The organism is Amycolatopsis sp. NPDC059021 (genome assembly GCF_042739895.1).
Classification (GTDB): Bacteria; Actinomycetota; Actinomycetes; order Mycobacteriales; family Pseudonocardiaceae; genus Amycolatopsis.
Map to the genome: position 1 here is coordinate 10181 of NZ_JBHYIQ010000129.1, position 14794 is coordinate 24974.

The window sequence follows — 14794 nt, forward strand, 5'->3', positions numbered from 1 at the left end:
TTGCGGACGTTGATCGTCCCGAACGGAGCGTTCGCGACAGGCATTTCCCTCGGCGGCAGCGGCCTTGAGCGAGCGTCAGCGATCGGCTCGCAGCGCCCTGGCCGGACAGGATTCGATCGCCTCGAGCACGGCGTCGGTCTCGCCGGGTCCGGGCTCGGCCCGCAGGAGCACCACGGTGCCGTCGTCCTCGTCCTGGTCGAACACCTCGGGCACGCGCAGCGCGCACACGCCCGAGCCGATGCAGGCGACCGGATCCGCGTGCACCCTCATGACGCGTCCCAGGTGACCGGCAGCGCGTGCACGCCGTAGGTGAGCATGTCGTTGCGCAGCGGGACTTCCTCGGGCGGCACGGCGAGGCGGAGGCCGGGCAGCCGGCGTAGCAGTTCGGTGTAGCCGACCGTCATCTCCATCCGGGCCAGCTGCTGGCCGAGGCACTGGTGCACGCCGTGGCCGAACGCCAGGTGCGGGCCACGAGCCCTGGTCACGTCCAGCACCTCCGAGTCCGGCCAGTGCCGCTTGTCCCGGTTGGTGGCCACCACGGACACCACCACGGTCGAGCCCGCCGGGATGTGCTCGCCGCCGAATTCCAGGTCCTCCTTGGCGAACCGGAAGAGCCCGGGGTTGACGACGGACAGGTAGCGCAGCATCTCCTCGACGGCGTCACCGGCGCGGGACGGGTCGTCGCGCAGCGCGGCGAGCTGGCCGGGACGCTGCAGCAGCACGAAAATGCCGAGGCCCAGCATGCTCGCGGTGGTGTCGTAGCCCGCGATGAACAACAGATTGGCGATGTTGACCAGCTCGTCCTCGGTGAGGGCGGGCTCGGCCCCGGCGTGATGGATCAGGCCGGAGATCAGGTCGTCGGCGGGATGCTCCCGCTTGTCCGCGATCAGCCGCTGCATGAACGCGCGCAGCGCGTCGGCGTTGTCCAGCGCTTCCTTGACCGGCGCGTCCATCTTCAGCAGGGCCGCCGCGCGCTCCTGGAACTCGGCCCGGTCCTCGTAACGCACGCCGAGCAGCTCACAGATCATCAGCGACGGCACCGGGTACGCGAACTCGGCCATCAGGTCGGCGGAGTTTCCCTTGGCCAGCATGGCGTCCAGGCGCTCGCTGACGATCCCCTCGATGCGGGAGCCGAGCTCGCGGATCCGGCGGACGGTGAACTGGCCGGTGAGCAACTTGCGGTACCGCGTGTGCTCCGGCGGGTCCATGTTGATGAACGACCCGGCCCGCGCCTTGTCGTCCCGCAACCGCTCCCGGAACTCCTCGGACAGCTGCTTGAACCGGGGATGGTGGCTGAACCGGTCGGAGGAGAACCGCGAGTCCGACAGCACGGCACGGGCCTCTTCGTACCCGGACACCAACCAGAACGGGTCGCCGGTGGGCAGCGCCGCCTTGGCGACCGGCCCCCGCTCGGCCACCGCGACCAAAGCCGCGGGCAGCGTGAACGGGTCGTCGCGCCGGACGAATTCCTGCGGAAGCGGTGAGCGCAGCGATTCGTTGCTGGGCGGGTTCTCGGTCGCGTTGGTCGTCACTGCGGAGGACTCCATTCCCGAAATCGCGGTGGCCGGACGGCGATCGATGCAGGGAGAGGTACCGATCCCGCGACTTGCCTGGTCACTGTGGAGGGTAGGGCGGTCGTGCCGGGGCGGGCATCCCTCGGTCTGATAGGACTCGGTACGCGTGCCGGGCGATTCACGGACCCCGGGCAAAACCGGCGGAAAAGCGTAAGTGAAATCGCGTAACTATCAAGTTAAGGGTGTTGTCCCGTCCACCGCGTGGACACCATGGTGCGCGTCCGGACCGGCAGCTGGGTGAGCGAGGTGTCCCGTTGAGTGTCGTACTTCTCTTGAATGGTCCCAATCTGGGAGTGCTGGGCCGGCGTGAGCCGGAGATCTACGGCACCGACACGCTCGCCGATATCGAGAAAGCGGTCGCCGACGAGGTGAGTGTCCGTGGGTGGGAAGTCGTGTCGATCCAGCGTGACGGCGAGGGTGAGCTGGTCGGGGCGATCCACGAGCACCGCGACACCACGATCGGCGCCATCGTCAATCCGGGTGCGCTGATGATCGCGGGCTGGAGCCTGCGTGACGCGCTGGCAAGCTATGCGCCGCCCTGGATCGAGGTGCACCTCAGCAACGTGTGGGCGCGCGAACAGTTCCGGCACGATTCGGTCATCGCCCCGCTGGCCAGCGGCGTGGTGGTCGGCCTCGGCGCCTTCGGCTATCGCCTGGCGGCCAAGGCGCTGCTGCGGCTGTCCGCCGAAACGCCCGATCGTGCGATTAATCGCGCGGATTAATCGCACGATCGGGGCGCGCGCGTCCCGGAGGTTGTTCGACCGATGTCGGACACCCGTCTTTGCATGGTGACTACAACGATCTGCTGAACGTTACGGTCATCGTCGGCAGGAACGCCGGGTGCGCAAATGGTTCGTTGCCCACTAACGGTAATACTCGCTAGGCCAGCTGGCTGAATTGTGTGTCAGTCGGCAGGGGATTCCCTTTGGTGAGCGGGAAAACCGAGCGCTGTTCGCATATTGCCGAGCTGTGACCTGAGTCACAGCACACTGACGAGGGGGCGTCCCGTCGCTATCGTGAGGTAAGCAATCGGTTATTTTATCACAAGACATCACTGGGGGTTTCTTGTGTTGTGCTCTTTTCTGTGTGCCGGCGTATCGGCGTACGCCGGCCGAATTCTCCGCGTTTCGTCGCGAATAGCTGTTTAGCGTCGGCGCGTACTATATTTCCGGGCGGGTCCTGTATGGATTTACCGCCCCGGCACAGTGTTGCGCACATCCGCTGAAGTTCGGCGCTCCGTGAAATCGATTCCACTTTCGTGTCTATGCCTGGGGGATAGCCGGCCGATGTTGGACGTACCAAACTTGAGACTACCGCAGAACCCTTTTACCGGTTTCGGTGACGATTTGATGCAGCGGTCCTGCGACACCGCGGGATTCCTGCGGCGCTCCGCTTCTTCGTGGTTCAACGGGCGGCTCGACGCGGGGCTGCGGTGCGCCGAGGCGGCGGCCGCGGGCAGCCGCCAGGAGCCTCATGAGCTTTATGAACTGGCTCAGTTCTGGTACGTCGGGCTGCTCATCAAGGCCAGGGATCTCGACGCGGGCCGCCGGGTGCTCGACGCCGTCGAGACGCGCGGGGAAGGGCCGGCTTCCGAGCGCATGGCCGCCGTCGCCCACAATGTCCGGGGAAATCTGCTGTTCGCCATGGGCAGTGTCGACGAGGCCATGGTCGAGATCAGCACGGGACTGCGGATCGCCGAGCGGTGCGGCGACCGGTCCCTGCGGCCCCCCAGTTATGTCGTGCTGGCGCTCGGCGCGCTGCGCCGGGCGGATATGCGGGCCTGCCGTCATTTCGTGGACAAACTGGCGGACGAAGCCCTGCTGGGCTATTTCGGCCAGGCTCCGGGGGCATGGGTGACCGCCCAGGCCGCGGAGGCCAGGAGCGGGGTGGAGAGCGCGGCGAGTCTCATCGCCGGAATCGTCACGAACCCGGTGGTGCTCCGGCAGCTTCTGGTGTCGGAACCGGCGGCGGCGCCCTGGCTGGTCCGCGTCTGCGGCAAGCTGGGCGCGGGCGACCTGGCGAAGATGACGGTGGCCGCGGCCTCCGCGGTGGCCGCCGAACAGCCGGAGTTCAGCGTGATCCGGGGATCGGCGCTGCACGCCGCGGGCCTGCTGGAGCGCGACGCCGGCAAGTTGCGCGAAGCGGCCGACATCCACCCCGATCGATGGTGCGGGGCGTCCGCGGGCGAAGACCTGGCCGGGCTGCTGGCCAAGCGATGCTCCGAACGGGACGCGACGATCCGCGTCCTCGAGTCCGTCCTGGACGCCTATGCCGCGGTCGGTGCCACCCGGGATTCCGCCAGGGTCGTGAACAAGCTCCGGGAATACGGTGTGCGCCGGGGCACGACCCGCACCGTGGAATGCGAGGGCCTGCTGCCGCACGGCCTCACGAACACGGAGTTCGCGGTCGCCGAGCTGGTGAGCCAGGGACACACCAACAACGAGGTCGGCAGGCAGCTGTTCATCTCCCGGCACACCGTGGCGTTCCATCTGAAGAAGGTGTTCCAGAAGATGAACATCACCTCGCGGGTCGAGCTGGCGGCCGCCTGGAAGGCGTTCTCCTAGCGCTCCGTCGGGAGCCACGTCACCCTCTCCTCGATCGCGAGGCGAGGGTGAACCCATGTCCGCCCTTCCCGGGCGATGTTTCTCGGTCGTGTTCGGCCCGGGTCACGGCTGTCGCGGGCTTTCGCGTTGGTCAGCGGGGTCGCGAATGGTCCATTGGGGACGTTCAGCGCCGTCGATGTCCCCTTCGCGACACTCCGGGCTGGGTCCCCATGTCCCGAACGCGCCGTTCGGGACGTTCACCGTCCCCAACGGAGCTTTCGCGACACCGGCACCACCGCAAGCCCGCCCCACCAGCCCCATCAGCCACCGACGTCCCGTTGTGTCGCTGGTCCGTGGGCCGTCCACGTCCCCAGGGGCCCCCTCGCCGCATTCGGCACCCGGCCCGCCCCGAACGAGCCCACGGCGCCGCTCAGGTCCCCGTGCGCCCCTGCCCGGCTTGAACTCCGGCGGACGCCGTAGCGGGCCCCTGCGGCGTCCCGAACGCGCCGTTCGAGACATCCCCGCCGAGGTGCGCCGTCGGGGACGCGGCTCGTCGCCGGGCGGCCGCGGCGGGGAGGAAATTCTCCATCGGGACACCTCCGGCACCGCCTCCGTCCGATGGGCTTCGACCTGCTTCCCAGGGGCACGAAACCCCAGGTAGAGTGCCCGAGGTGGCGCTACCGGCTGGTAACCAGGATGATATTGGGCCGCTCACGCTCCGCTGGCCCTCTTCCACGCTGCGCCAACCGGCGGGACCATGGCGTGGCATCTTGACTCCGGGCCCCGGTGGGGTCACGCTTACTTCCGACAGCGACACCGGAAGCCCTTGCGGGAGGGACGACCGGCACGCTGGGAGGCATGCCTGAAGGCGTTGCGATGCGGGCTGGGCCCCGTCTGGAGAGCCCCCTGGACAGGCAGCGACGTCCGGGCTAAACTGTCTCTTTGCGCTGCCCTCTTTCAGGCTGCCCGGAGCCGGTAGTTAGGATAGTGGGCACACGGCACACCCTTGACAGTCACCGATAGCTGTTGCTATGGCGGCTGCCACCGCTCATTGTCCCCGGAAGGACGCATCTTGGCAGTCTCTCCCGCGAACCAGGCCACTGCTGCGACCACCTCGGCTGTAACTCGCTCGGAGTCCACGGGAATCCCCGGCGCGCCCAAGCGGGTCTCCTTCGCAAAGATTCGCGAGCCCCTCACTACTCCCAACCTGCTCGACGTCCAGATCCAGTCGTTCCAGTGGTTCACCGGTGACGAAGCGTGGTACGAGCGTCGGGTCGAGGCTGGTGAGGAAAACCCGGTCGGCGGCCTCGAGGAGGTCCTCAACGAGATCTCGCCGATCGAGGACTTCTCGGGTTCCATGTCCCTGTCCTTCTCCGACCCGCGCTTCGACGAGGTCAAGGCCTCCATCGAGGAGTGCAAGGACAAGGACATGACGTACGCCGCCCCGCTGTTCGTCACGGCGGAGTTCGTCAACAACAACACGGGTGAGATCAAGAGCCAGACGGTCTTCCTCGGCGACTTCCCGGTGATGACCGACAAGGGCACGTTCGTCATCAACGGCACCGAGCGTGTCGTGGTGTCCCAGCTGGTCCGCTCCCCGGGCGTGTACTTCAACCGCAACGTCGACAAGACGACCGACAAGGACGTCTTCGACGTCCGGGTCATCCCGAGCCGCGGCGCCTGGCTGGAGTTCGACGTCGACAAGCGCGACACCGTCGGCGTCCGCATCGACCGCAAGCGCCGCCAGCCGGTCACCGTGCTGCTGAAGGCGCTCGGCTGGACGACCGAGGCGATCCGCGAGCGCTTCTCCTTCTCCGAGACGCTGCTGGCCACCCTCGAGAAGGACCACACCGCGGGGACCGACGAGGCGCTGCTCGACATCTACCGCAAGCTGCGCCCCGGCGAGCCGCCGACGAAGGAGAGCGCGCAGACCCTGCTGGAGAACCTGTTCTTCAAGGCGAAGCGCTACGACCTGGCCAAGGTCGGCCGGTACAAGCTGAACAAGAAGCTCGGCCTGAACACGCCGCACGGCACCGGGACGCTGACCGAAGAGGACATCGTCACGATCATCGAGTACCTGGTCCGGCTGCACGCCGGCGAGGAGAAGATGACCGCGTCGACCGGCGAGGAGATCCCGGTCGAGACCGACGACATCGACCACTTCGGCAACCGCCGCATCCGCACCGTCGGCGAGCTGATCCAGAACCAGATCCGGGTCGGCCTGTCCCGCACCGAGCGCGTCGTCCGCGAGCGCATGACCACGCAGGACGTCGAGGCGATCACCCCGCAGACCCTGATCAACATCCGCCCGATCGGCGCGGCGATCAAGGAGTTCTTCGGTACTTCGCAGCTGTCGCAGTTCATGCAGCAGACCAACCCGATCGACGGCCTGACCCACAAGCGCCGCCTGAACGCACTCGGGCCCGGTGGTCTGTCCCGTGAGCGCGCCGGCATGGAGGTCCGCGACGTCCACCCGTCGCACTACGGCCGGATGTGCCCGATCGAGACGCCGGAAGGCCCGAACATCGGCCTGATCGGCTCGCTGTGCTCCTACGCGCGGGTCAACCCGTTCGGCTTCATCGAGACGCCGTACCGCAAGGTCGTCGAGGGCCGGGTCACCGACCAGGTCGACTACCTGACCGCGGACGAGGAAGACCGCTACGTCAAGGCGCAGGCGAACGCGCCGATCGACGACGACGGCCACTTCCTCGAGGACCGCGTCCTGGTCCGCCGGAAGGGCGGCGAGGTCGAGCTGATCGACCCGATGGACGTCGACTACATGGACGTCTCGCCGCGGCAGATGGTCTCGATCGCGACCGCGATGATCCCGTTCCTCGAGCACGACGACGCGAACCGCGCGCTGATGGGCGCGAACATGCAGCGCCAGGCGGTGCCGCTGCTGCGCAGCCAGGCGCCCTACGTCGGCACCGGCGTGGAGCTGCGGGCCGCGATCGACTCCGGCGACATGCTGGTCGCCGAGCAGTCGGGTGTGGTCGAGGAGCTGTCGGCCGACCTGATCACGGTCATGCACGACGACGGGACGCGGAAGAGCTACAGCCTCTACAAGTTCCGCCGCTCGAACCACGGCACCTGCTTCAACCACCGCCCGATCGTCAACGAGGGCGACCGGGTCGAGCAGGGCCAGGTCATCGCCGACGGCCCGTCCACCGAGAACGGTGAGGTCGCGCTCGGCAAGAACCTGCTCGTGGCGGTCATGCCGTGGGAGGGCCACAACTACGAGGACGCGATCATCCTCTCCGAGCGCATGGTGCAGGACGACGTGCTCACCTCGATCCACATCGAGGAGCACGAGATCGACGCCCGCGACACCAAGCTCGGTGCCGAGGAGATCACCCGGGACATCCCGAACGTCTCCGAGGAGGTACTGGCCGACCTCGACGAGCGCGGCATCATCCGCATCGGTGCCGAGGTCCGCGACGGCGACATCCTGGTCGGGAAGGTCACGCCGAAGGGCGAGACCGAGCTGACCCCGGAGGAGCGCCTGCTCCGCGCGATCTTCGGCGAGAAGGCCCGCGAGGTCCGCGACACCTCCCTGAAGGTGCCGCACGGCGAGACCGGCAAGGTCATCGGCATCCGGGTGTTCTCCCGCGAGGACGACGACGAGCTGCCCCCCGGCGTCAACGAGCTGGTCCGCGTCTACGTGGCCCAGAAGCGCAAGATCCAGCCGGGCGACAAGCTCGCCGGCCGGCACGGCAACAAGGGTGTCATCGGCAAGATCCTGCCGGTCGAGGACATGCCGTTCATGGAGGACGGCACCCCGGTCGACATCATCCTGAACACCCACGGTGTGCCGCGACGGATGAACATCGGCCAGATCCTCGAGCTGCACCTCGGCTGGCTGGCCTCGCAGGGCTGGAAGATCGAGGGCGCCCCGGACTGGGCGAAGAACCTCAACGAGGAGCTCTACGACGTCGAGCCCGGCACGAACACCGCGACCCCGGTGTTCGACGGTGCGAAGGAAGAGGAGCTGACCGGGCTGCTCGGGGCGACCAGGCCGAACCGCGACGGTGAGCGCATGGTCAAGGAGAACGGCAAGGCCACGCTGTTCGACGGCCGCTCCGGCGAGCCGTACCCGTACCCGGTTTCGGTCGGCTACATGTACATCCTGAAGCTGCACCACCTGGTCGACGACAAGATCCACGCCCGCTCCACCGGCCCGTACTCGATGATCACGCAGCAGCCGCTGGGTGGTAAGGCGCAGTTCGGTGGCCAGCGCTTCGGTGAGATGGAGTGCTGGGCGATGCAGGCGTACGGCGCGGCCTACACGCTGCAGGAGCTGCTGACGATCAAGTCGGACGACGTGGTCGGCCGCGTCAAGGTGTACGAGGCGATCGTCAAGGGGGAGAACATCCCCGAGCCGGGCATCCCGGAGTCGTTCAAGGTGCTCCTCAAGGAGCTCCAGTCGCTGTGCCTCAACGTCGAGGTGCTCTCCAGCGACGGCGCGGCCATCGAGATGCGCGACTCCGACGACGAGGACCTCGAGCGCGCCGCGGCGAACCTCGGCATCAACCTGTCCCGCAACGAGTCGCCCAGCGTGGACGACGTCGTGCACTGATCCGGTGTCGAGCGGGGACCTGCCTCCCGTGGGTCCCCGCTCCACCGCCGACCCCTCTCTAGCCGATACAACCCCAAGGGGACTTAGACGTGCTGGACGTCAACTTCTTCGATGAGCTCCGCATTGGTCTCGCCACGGCCGACGACATCCGTCAGTGGTCGTACGGCGAGGTCAAGAAGCCGGAGACCATCAACTACCGGACGCTCAAGCCCGAGAAGGACGGCCTCTTCTGCGAGAAGATCTTCGGCCCGACCCGGGACTGGGAGTGCTACTGCGGTAAGTACAAGCGGGTCCGGTTCAAGGGCATCATCTGCGAGCGCTGCGGCGTCGAGGTGACCCGTGCCAAGGTGCGCCGTGAGCGGATGGGCCACATCGAGCTGGCCGCCCCGGTCACCCACATCTGGTACTTCAAGGGTGTTCCCTCGCGCCTGGGCTACCTGCTCGACCTGGCGCCCAAGGACCTCGAGAAGATCATCTACTTCGCGGCCTACGTCATCACCGGCGTGAACACCGAGCTGCGGCACAACGACCTGCCGACCCTCGAGAACGAGATCGGCGTCGAGAAGAAGAACCTCGAGACCAAGCGCGACGCCGACATCGAGGCCCGTGCCCAGAAGCTCGAGGCCGACCTCGCCGAGCTGGAGGCCGAGGGCGCCAAGTCCGACGTCCGCCGCAAGGTCAAGGAGGGCGGCGAGCGCGAGATGCGCCAGCTCCGTGACCGCGCCGGTCGCGAGCTGGACCGTCTCGACGAGGTCTGGAGCACCTTCACCAAGCTCGAGCCGCGTCAGCTGATCGCCGACGAGCTGCTCTACCGCGAGCTGATCGACCGCTACGGCGAGTACTTCACCGGCGGCATGGGCGCGGAGGCCATCCAGAAGCTGGCCACCGAGTTCGACGTCAGCGCCGAGGCCGAGAGCCTGCGCGACACCATCCGCAACGGCAAGGGGCAGAAGAAGCTCCGCGCGCTGAAGCGGCTCAAGGTCGTCGCGGCCTTCCAGGCCACCGGCAACGACCCGCGCGGCATGGTGCTCGACGCCGTCCCGGTGATCCCGCCGGACCTGCGCCCGATGGTCCAGCTCGACGGTGGCCGCTTCGCCACCTCCGACCTGAACGACCTCTACCGCCGGGTCATCAACCGGAACAACCGGTTGAAGCGGCTCATCGACCTCGGCGCGCCCGAGATCATCGTGAACAACGAGAAGCGGATGCTGCAGGAGGCCGTCGACGCGCTGTTCGACAACGGCCGCCGCGGCCGCCCGGTGACCGGTCCCGGTAACCGTCCGCTGAAGTCGCTGTCCGATCTGCTCAAGGGCAAGCAGGGCCGGTTCCGCCAGAACCTGCTCGGCAAGCGTGTCGACTACTCCGGCCGTTCGGTCATCATCGTCGGCCCGCAGCTGAAGCTGCACCAGTGCGGTCTGCCGAAGGACATGGCGCTCGAGCTGTTCAAGCCGTTCGTCATGAAGCGGCTGGTCGACCTGAACCACGCGCAGAACATCAAGTCCGCCAAGCGGATGGTGGAGCGCTCGCGGCCGCAGGTGTGGGACGTGCTGGAAGAGGTCATCACCGGCCACCCGGTGATGCTCAACCGCGCGCCGACCCTGCACCGCCTCGGTATCCAGGCCTTCGAGCCGCAGCTGGTCGAGGGCAAGGCCATCCAGCTGCACCCGCTGGTCTGTGAGGCGTTCAACGCGGACTTCGACGGTGACCAGATGGCGGTGCACCTGCCGCTGTCGGCCGAGGCGCAGGCCGAGGCCCGGATCCTGATGCTGTCGGCGAACAACATCCTGTCGCCGGCGTCGGGCCGTCCGCTCGCCATGCCGCGGCTGGACATGGTCACCGGCCTGTTCCACCTGACCCGGTTGAACGAGAAGGCCGAGGGCGCCGGTCAGGCCTACTCCTCGCCCGCCGAGGCGATCATGGCCTTCGACCGCAAGGCGCTGAGCCTGCACGCCCCGATCAAGATCCGCATCATCGACCGTCAGCCCGCCAAGGCCGACGAGGCTCGGCTGGCGGAGAACGGCTGGGAGCCGGGCAAGGCGTGGCTGGCCGAGACCACCCTCGGCCGCGTCCTGTTCAACGAGCTGCTGCCGGCGGACTACCCGTTCATCAACGAGCCGATGCCGAAGAAGCGGCAGGCCGCGATCGTGAACGACCTCGCCGAGCGGTACTCGATGACCCAGGTCGCGCAGACCCTGGACCGCCTGAAGGACGCCGGGTTCTACTGGGCGACCCGCTCGGGCGTCACGGTGGCGATCTCCGACGTCCTGGTGCCGGAAGGCAAGAAGGCCATCCTCGACGAGTACGAGGGCAAGGCCGACCAGGTCGAGAAGCGCTACCAGCGTGGTCAGCTGTCGCACACCGAGCGCAACAACGAGCTCGTCAAGGTGTGGACGCAGGCCACCGAAGAGGTCCACAAGATCATGGAGACGGCGCTGCCGGACGACAACCCGATCGCCATGATCGTGAAGTCCGGCGCGGCGGGGAACATGACGCAGGTCCGGTCGCTGGCCGGCATGCGTGGTCTGGTGTCGAACCCGAAGGGTGAGTACATCCCGCGCCCGATCAAGGCCAACTTCCGTGAGGGCCTGTCGGTGGCGGAGTACTTCATCGCGACGCACGGTGCCCGGAAGGGTCTGGCGGACACGGCGCTCCGTACCGCCGACTCGGGTTACCTGACCCGTCGTCTGGTGGACGTCTCGCAGGACGTCATCGTCCGCGAGATCGACTGCGGCACCACCCGCGGCATCAACATGCCGATCGGCGAGGACATCGGCGACGGCAAGGTGCTGCGCGACCAGCACGTCGAGACCAGCGTGTACGCGCGGAACCTCGCGACGGACGCGGTGGACGCCAAGGGCAACGTCGTGCTCAACGCCGGCGACGACCTGGGCGACCCGGCCATCGAGAAACTGCTCGGCAGCGGCATCTCGAAGGTCAAGGTCCGCTCGGTGCTGACCTGCGAGTCGGCCGTCGGTATCTGCGCGACCTGCTACGGCCGCTCGATGGCGACCGGTCAGCTCGTCGACGTCGGCGAGGCGGTGGGTATCGTCGCCGCCCAGTCGATCGGTGAGCCGGGTACGCAGCTGACGATGCGTACGTTCCACCAGGGTGGTGTCGCCGGTGACGACATCACGACCGGTCTGCCGCGTGTCCAGGAGCTGTTCGAGGCCCGCGTCCCGAAGGGCAAGGCGCCCATCGCCGACGTCGACGGCCGCGTGCGGATCGAGGAGAGCGAGCGGTTCTGGAAGATCACCCTCATCCCGGACGACGGGGGCGAGGAGATCGTCTTCGACAAGCTGTCCAAGCGGCAGCGGCTCGCGAACACCCCGAACGGCCCGCTGGGCGACGGCGACCACGTCAACGTCGGTCAGCAGCTGCTCGAAGGCACGCCGGACCCGCACGAGGTCCTGCGGGTCATGGGGCCGCGCGAGGCGCAGATGCACCTGGTGGACGAGGTCCAGAAGGTGTACCGGGCACAGGGTGTGTCGATCCACGACAAGCACATCGAGGTCATCGTGCGGCAGATGCTGCGCCGCGTGACGATCATCGACTCCGGTGCCACGGACTTCCTGCCGGGCGAGCTGCCCGAGCGGACCAAGTTCGAGGCGACGAACCGGGCCGCGGTCGCCGAGGGCGGCGAGCCCGCTTCGGGCCGTCCGGTGCTGATGGGTATCACGAAGGCCTCGCTGACCACGGACTCGTGGCTGTCGGCGGCGTCGTTCCAGGAGACCACGCGCGTCCTGACCGACGCGGCCATCAACGGCCGCTCGGACAAGCTCGTGGGCCTCAAGGAGAACGTGATCATCGGTAAGCTGATCCCGGCCGGTACCGGGATCAACAAGTACCGCAACATCCAGGTGCAGCCGACCGAGGAGGCGCGGGTCGCCGCTTACGCGATCCCGTCCTACGACGACGGCTACTACACCCCGGATGTGTTCGGCTCCTCGCCGGGCGCCGCGGTGCCGCTGGACGACTACGACTTCGGCCGCGACTTCCGCTGATCCACCCTTTTCGAAGAGCCCCCGGCAGCCGCCGGGGGCTCTTCGCTTTTCCGGGGAACGTCACGGTGCTGCACCGCTCATCGGAAACGGATATTCACCTTTCGCGCATCTCGGTAAAGTGATCCGGTTCTACGCGGTTCGGGGGCTTTGCGCGTTCCATCGGGTAATCAGGGGTGATACTGCGTGAGCAAGTTACCTGGCGAAAGACCCATCGCGCGGACGGTGGCGAGCTACTTCGCCACGTTCGCCGCGGCGGTGGCATTGACCGGCGTGTTCGCCGCGCCGGCCGGAGCGGATCCGGCACCTGTTTCCACCGCGCCGTCCACGGCTCCGCCGTCGTCGAGCAGTTCCGCACCGGAGCCCAGTGCGCCGAATTCCTCGGCAGCGCCGAGCTCTTCGGCCGTGCCGAGTTCTCCGCCTGCGGTGAGTTCGCAGCCCGCTGCGCCGCAGCCGAAAGCCGAGTCCGTGCAGCGATCCCGGGTCGAGGCGACGGTCACCTTCGGGCAGGGGTCGTACCGGACGGACGAGGACGTCCGGTTCACGCTCAAACTGAAGAACATCGGCGAGACCCGTGCCGTCGGTCTCACTGTCTTCCAGAACATCCTCGAGCCGACCGATCTGGTGGTCCCGTACGACCCCGGCTGGGGTCCGCTCAAGGGCAAGCCGGGCCTGACACTTGACCCCGGGGCGACCTACGAACTGCCGGTCTCCGGAAAGGTCCGGGATCTCGAAAAGGCCACTGCGGTCGTGCGGGGAGTCGTGTTCGACGAGACCGGGTTCGGTGCCGGTACGTTCAACTCCGAGGTCGCCGTGACCAAGGGAGCCGGTCACGCGGCGGGTGTCGTTTTCGGCGATCGGAACGGCAACGGTGTCCTCGACGGCGGCGAACAGCTGGCAGGCGTCAAGCTCACCTTGCGGTATGTCCACAGTGGAAGCACATACACGGCTACGAGCGACGGCGACGGGAAGTTCGCTTTCGACGCGCCTGCCGCGGACTACTACCTCGGTGGCGAGGTGACCGGCGGCTGGCTGATCCCGTTCGAAACCGTCCACATCGGACCGGACACGAAGGATCTGCTCGTCCGCGGAGCGCCACCACTGAACGGCGCGCTGAAGGCGTCGATGGCCTTCACCCAGCGCAGCTACAAGCCCGGCGAACTCGCGCACGTCACGGTGACGCTGTCCAACTCCGGCCCGATCCCGCTCACCGGCATCGCGGCCGCGTGCAACCGCATCGGTGACGGCTACATGCTGAACGGCCGTGGCCCCGGCTGGGGAGATCTCGCGGCGGGCGGCGTGACGATCGCGCCGGGGCAGACCCGGACCTTCGACGTCTCCGAGACGGTGCCCGAGGCCGCCTTCAACCGGGGTTACGTCGCTGTCGCGTGTGACTTCGGCTATCGCGAGGTCGACATCGACAACCACGCGAAGGCCGAAGACCGGGCGGCGGTGCCGGGTGCCAAGGCCACGGTCGTCGGCGACGTCGCCGTCAATTTCGACAACCAGGGGCGGCCGCAGCAGGGCGTGGCCGGGGTCAAGGTCGTGCTGGTCTCCGACCAGGACTGCCCGGTCGCCGGTGAGCAGACGACCGACGCGAACGGGCACTTCGAGTTCCACGACGTGGTGCCGGGTCCCGCCTACCAGCTGTATTTCCTGCCTCCGCAGGGCTGGCGGATCAAATACGGCAACCCGACCGCGATCAACGTCTACGGCCCCGCCGACCACCCCGCTCAGGTGATGATCCAGGCCGAACCCGGTGACGCGCCGCTACCGGCCGTGCCCGCCCAGCCCGCGAGCTGCGGCAAGTCCGGCACTCCCACGTCGCCGGACGCCGCTCCTGCCGGAAACCAGGGGCCCGGCGGGGGACAGGGCTCCGGCTCCGGCCTGGCCAGCACCGGTGTCGACGCGCTCACGTTCGGCACGCTCGGCCTGCTCACCCTGACGCTCGGCGCGTTCCTGCTACTCAGCGCCCGCCGCCGTCGCCGACCCACCTCCTAACACCACCCGACAGGGGGCCCCGCCCCCCCCCCCCCCGAGGGGGGGCATGAGGAACGGCCCCCCCCCCCGCCCCCCCCCCCCCCCCCCCCCCCCCCCCCCCCC

The 14794-nt window shown here is 67.9% G+C and carries 9 protein-coding genes; 5 read left to right on the forward strand and 4 right to left on the reverse strand.

Features of this window, described 5'->3' with window-relative positions; all coding sequences use genetic code 11:
- Positions 1–75: 75 nt before the first annotated feature.
- Positions 76–270, reverse strand: a complete 195-nt coding sequence (locus ACFWX1_RS43105; protein ID WP_378395684.1) for a ferredoxin — start codon at positions 268–270, stop codon at positions 76–78.
- A complete protein-coding gene (locus ACFWX1_RS43110) occupies positions 267–1532 on the reverse strand; it encodes a cytochrome P450 (RefSeq protein WP_378395685.1) in 1266 nt (421 codons plus the stop codon). Before ACFWX1_RS43110 ends, ACFWX1_RS43105 begins: the two co-directional genes overlap by 4 nt.
- Before the next feature lie 296 nt (positions 1533–1828).
- Here ACFWX1_RS43110 and ACFWX1_RS43115 point away from each other — a divergent pair, with 296 nt between their 5' ends.
- The gene (locus tag ACFWX1_RS43115) at positions 1829–2296 is read left to right on the forward strand and encodes a type II 3-dehydroquinate dehydratase (protein WP_378395686.1); all 468 of its coding nucleotides are present in this window, start codon (positions 1829–1831) and stop codon (positions 2294–2296) included.
- Between the two features lie 627 nt (positions 2297–2923).
- Positions 2924–4138, forward strand: coding sequence for a LuxR C-terminal-related transcriptional regulator (locus ACFWX1_RS43120; RefSeq protein WP_378395687.1), 1215 nt, complete (start codon positions 2924–2926; stop codon positions 4136–4138).
- A gap of 409 nt (positions 4139–4547) precedes the next feature.
- Here the strand turns inward: ACFWX1_RS43120 and ACFWX1_RS43125 are convergent, their stop codons facing one another.
- A complete protein-coding gene (locus ACFWX1_RS43125) occupies positions 4548–4706 on the reverse strand; it encodes a hypothetical protein (RefSeq protein ID WP_378395688.1) in 159 nt (52 codons plus the stop codon).
- 483 nt (positions 4707–5189) lie between these two features.
- Here ACFWX1_RS43125 and ACFWX1_RS43130 point away from each other — a divergent pair, with 483 nt between their 5' ends.
- Both ACFWX1_RS43130 and ACFWX1_RS43135 read left to right on the forward strand, forming a co-directional pair.
- A complete protein-coding gene (locus ACFWX1_RS43130; RefSeq protein ID WP_378395689.1) occupies positions 5190–8693 on the forward strand; it encodes a DNA-directed RNA polymerase subunit beta in 3504 nt (1167 codons plus the stop codon).
- Between the two features lie 89 nt (positions 8694–8782).
- Positions 8783–12694, forward strand: coding sequence for a DNA-directed RNA polymerase subunit beta' (locus ACFWX1_RS43135; protein WP_378395690.1), 3912 nt, complete (start codon positions 8783–8785; stop codon positions 12692–12694).
- 230 nt (positions 12695–12924) lie between these two features.
- On the opposite strand, the gene ACFWX1_RS43140 is transcribed toward ACFWX1_RS43135, so the two are convergent.
- Complete coding sequence (locus tag ACFWX1_RS43140) at positions 12925–13191, reverse strand: hypothetical protein (RefSeq protein ID WP_378395691.1); 267 nt, start codon at positions 13189–13191, stop codon at positions 12925–12927.
- Between ACFWX1_RS43140 and ACFWX1_RS43145 the strand changes: the two genes are divergently transcribed.
- Positions 13160–14692: an SdrD B-like domain-containing protein gene (locus ACFWX1_RS43145; protein ID WP_378395692.1), complete on the forward strand. Its 1533-nt coding sequence runs from the start codon at positions 13160–13162 to the stop codon at positions 14690–14692. The two genes, ACFWX1_RS43140 and ACFWX1_RS43145, sit on opposite strands and share 32 nt — an antisense overlap.
- The last annotated feature ends 102 nt before the right edge of the window (positions 14693–14794 follow it).

Excerpts from the sequence above, each read along its gene's own strand:
- ACFWX1_RS43105 (WP_378395684.1), bottom strand. The coding sequence starts at position 270 with ATGAGGGTGCACGCGGATCCGGTCGCCTGCATCGGCTCGGGCGTGTGC.
- ACFWX1_RS43120 (WP_378395687.1), top strand. The coding sequence starts at position 2,924 with ATGCAGCGGTCCTGCGACACCGCGGGATTCCTGCGGCGCTCCGCTTCT.
- ACFWX1_RS43125 (WP_378395688.1), bottom strand. The coding sequence starts at position 4,706 with ATGGAGAATTTCCTCCCCGCCGCGGCCGCCCGGCGACGAGCCGCGTCC.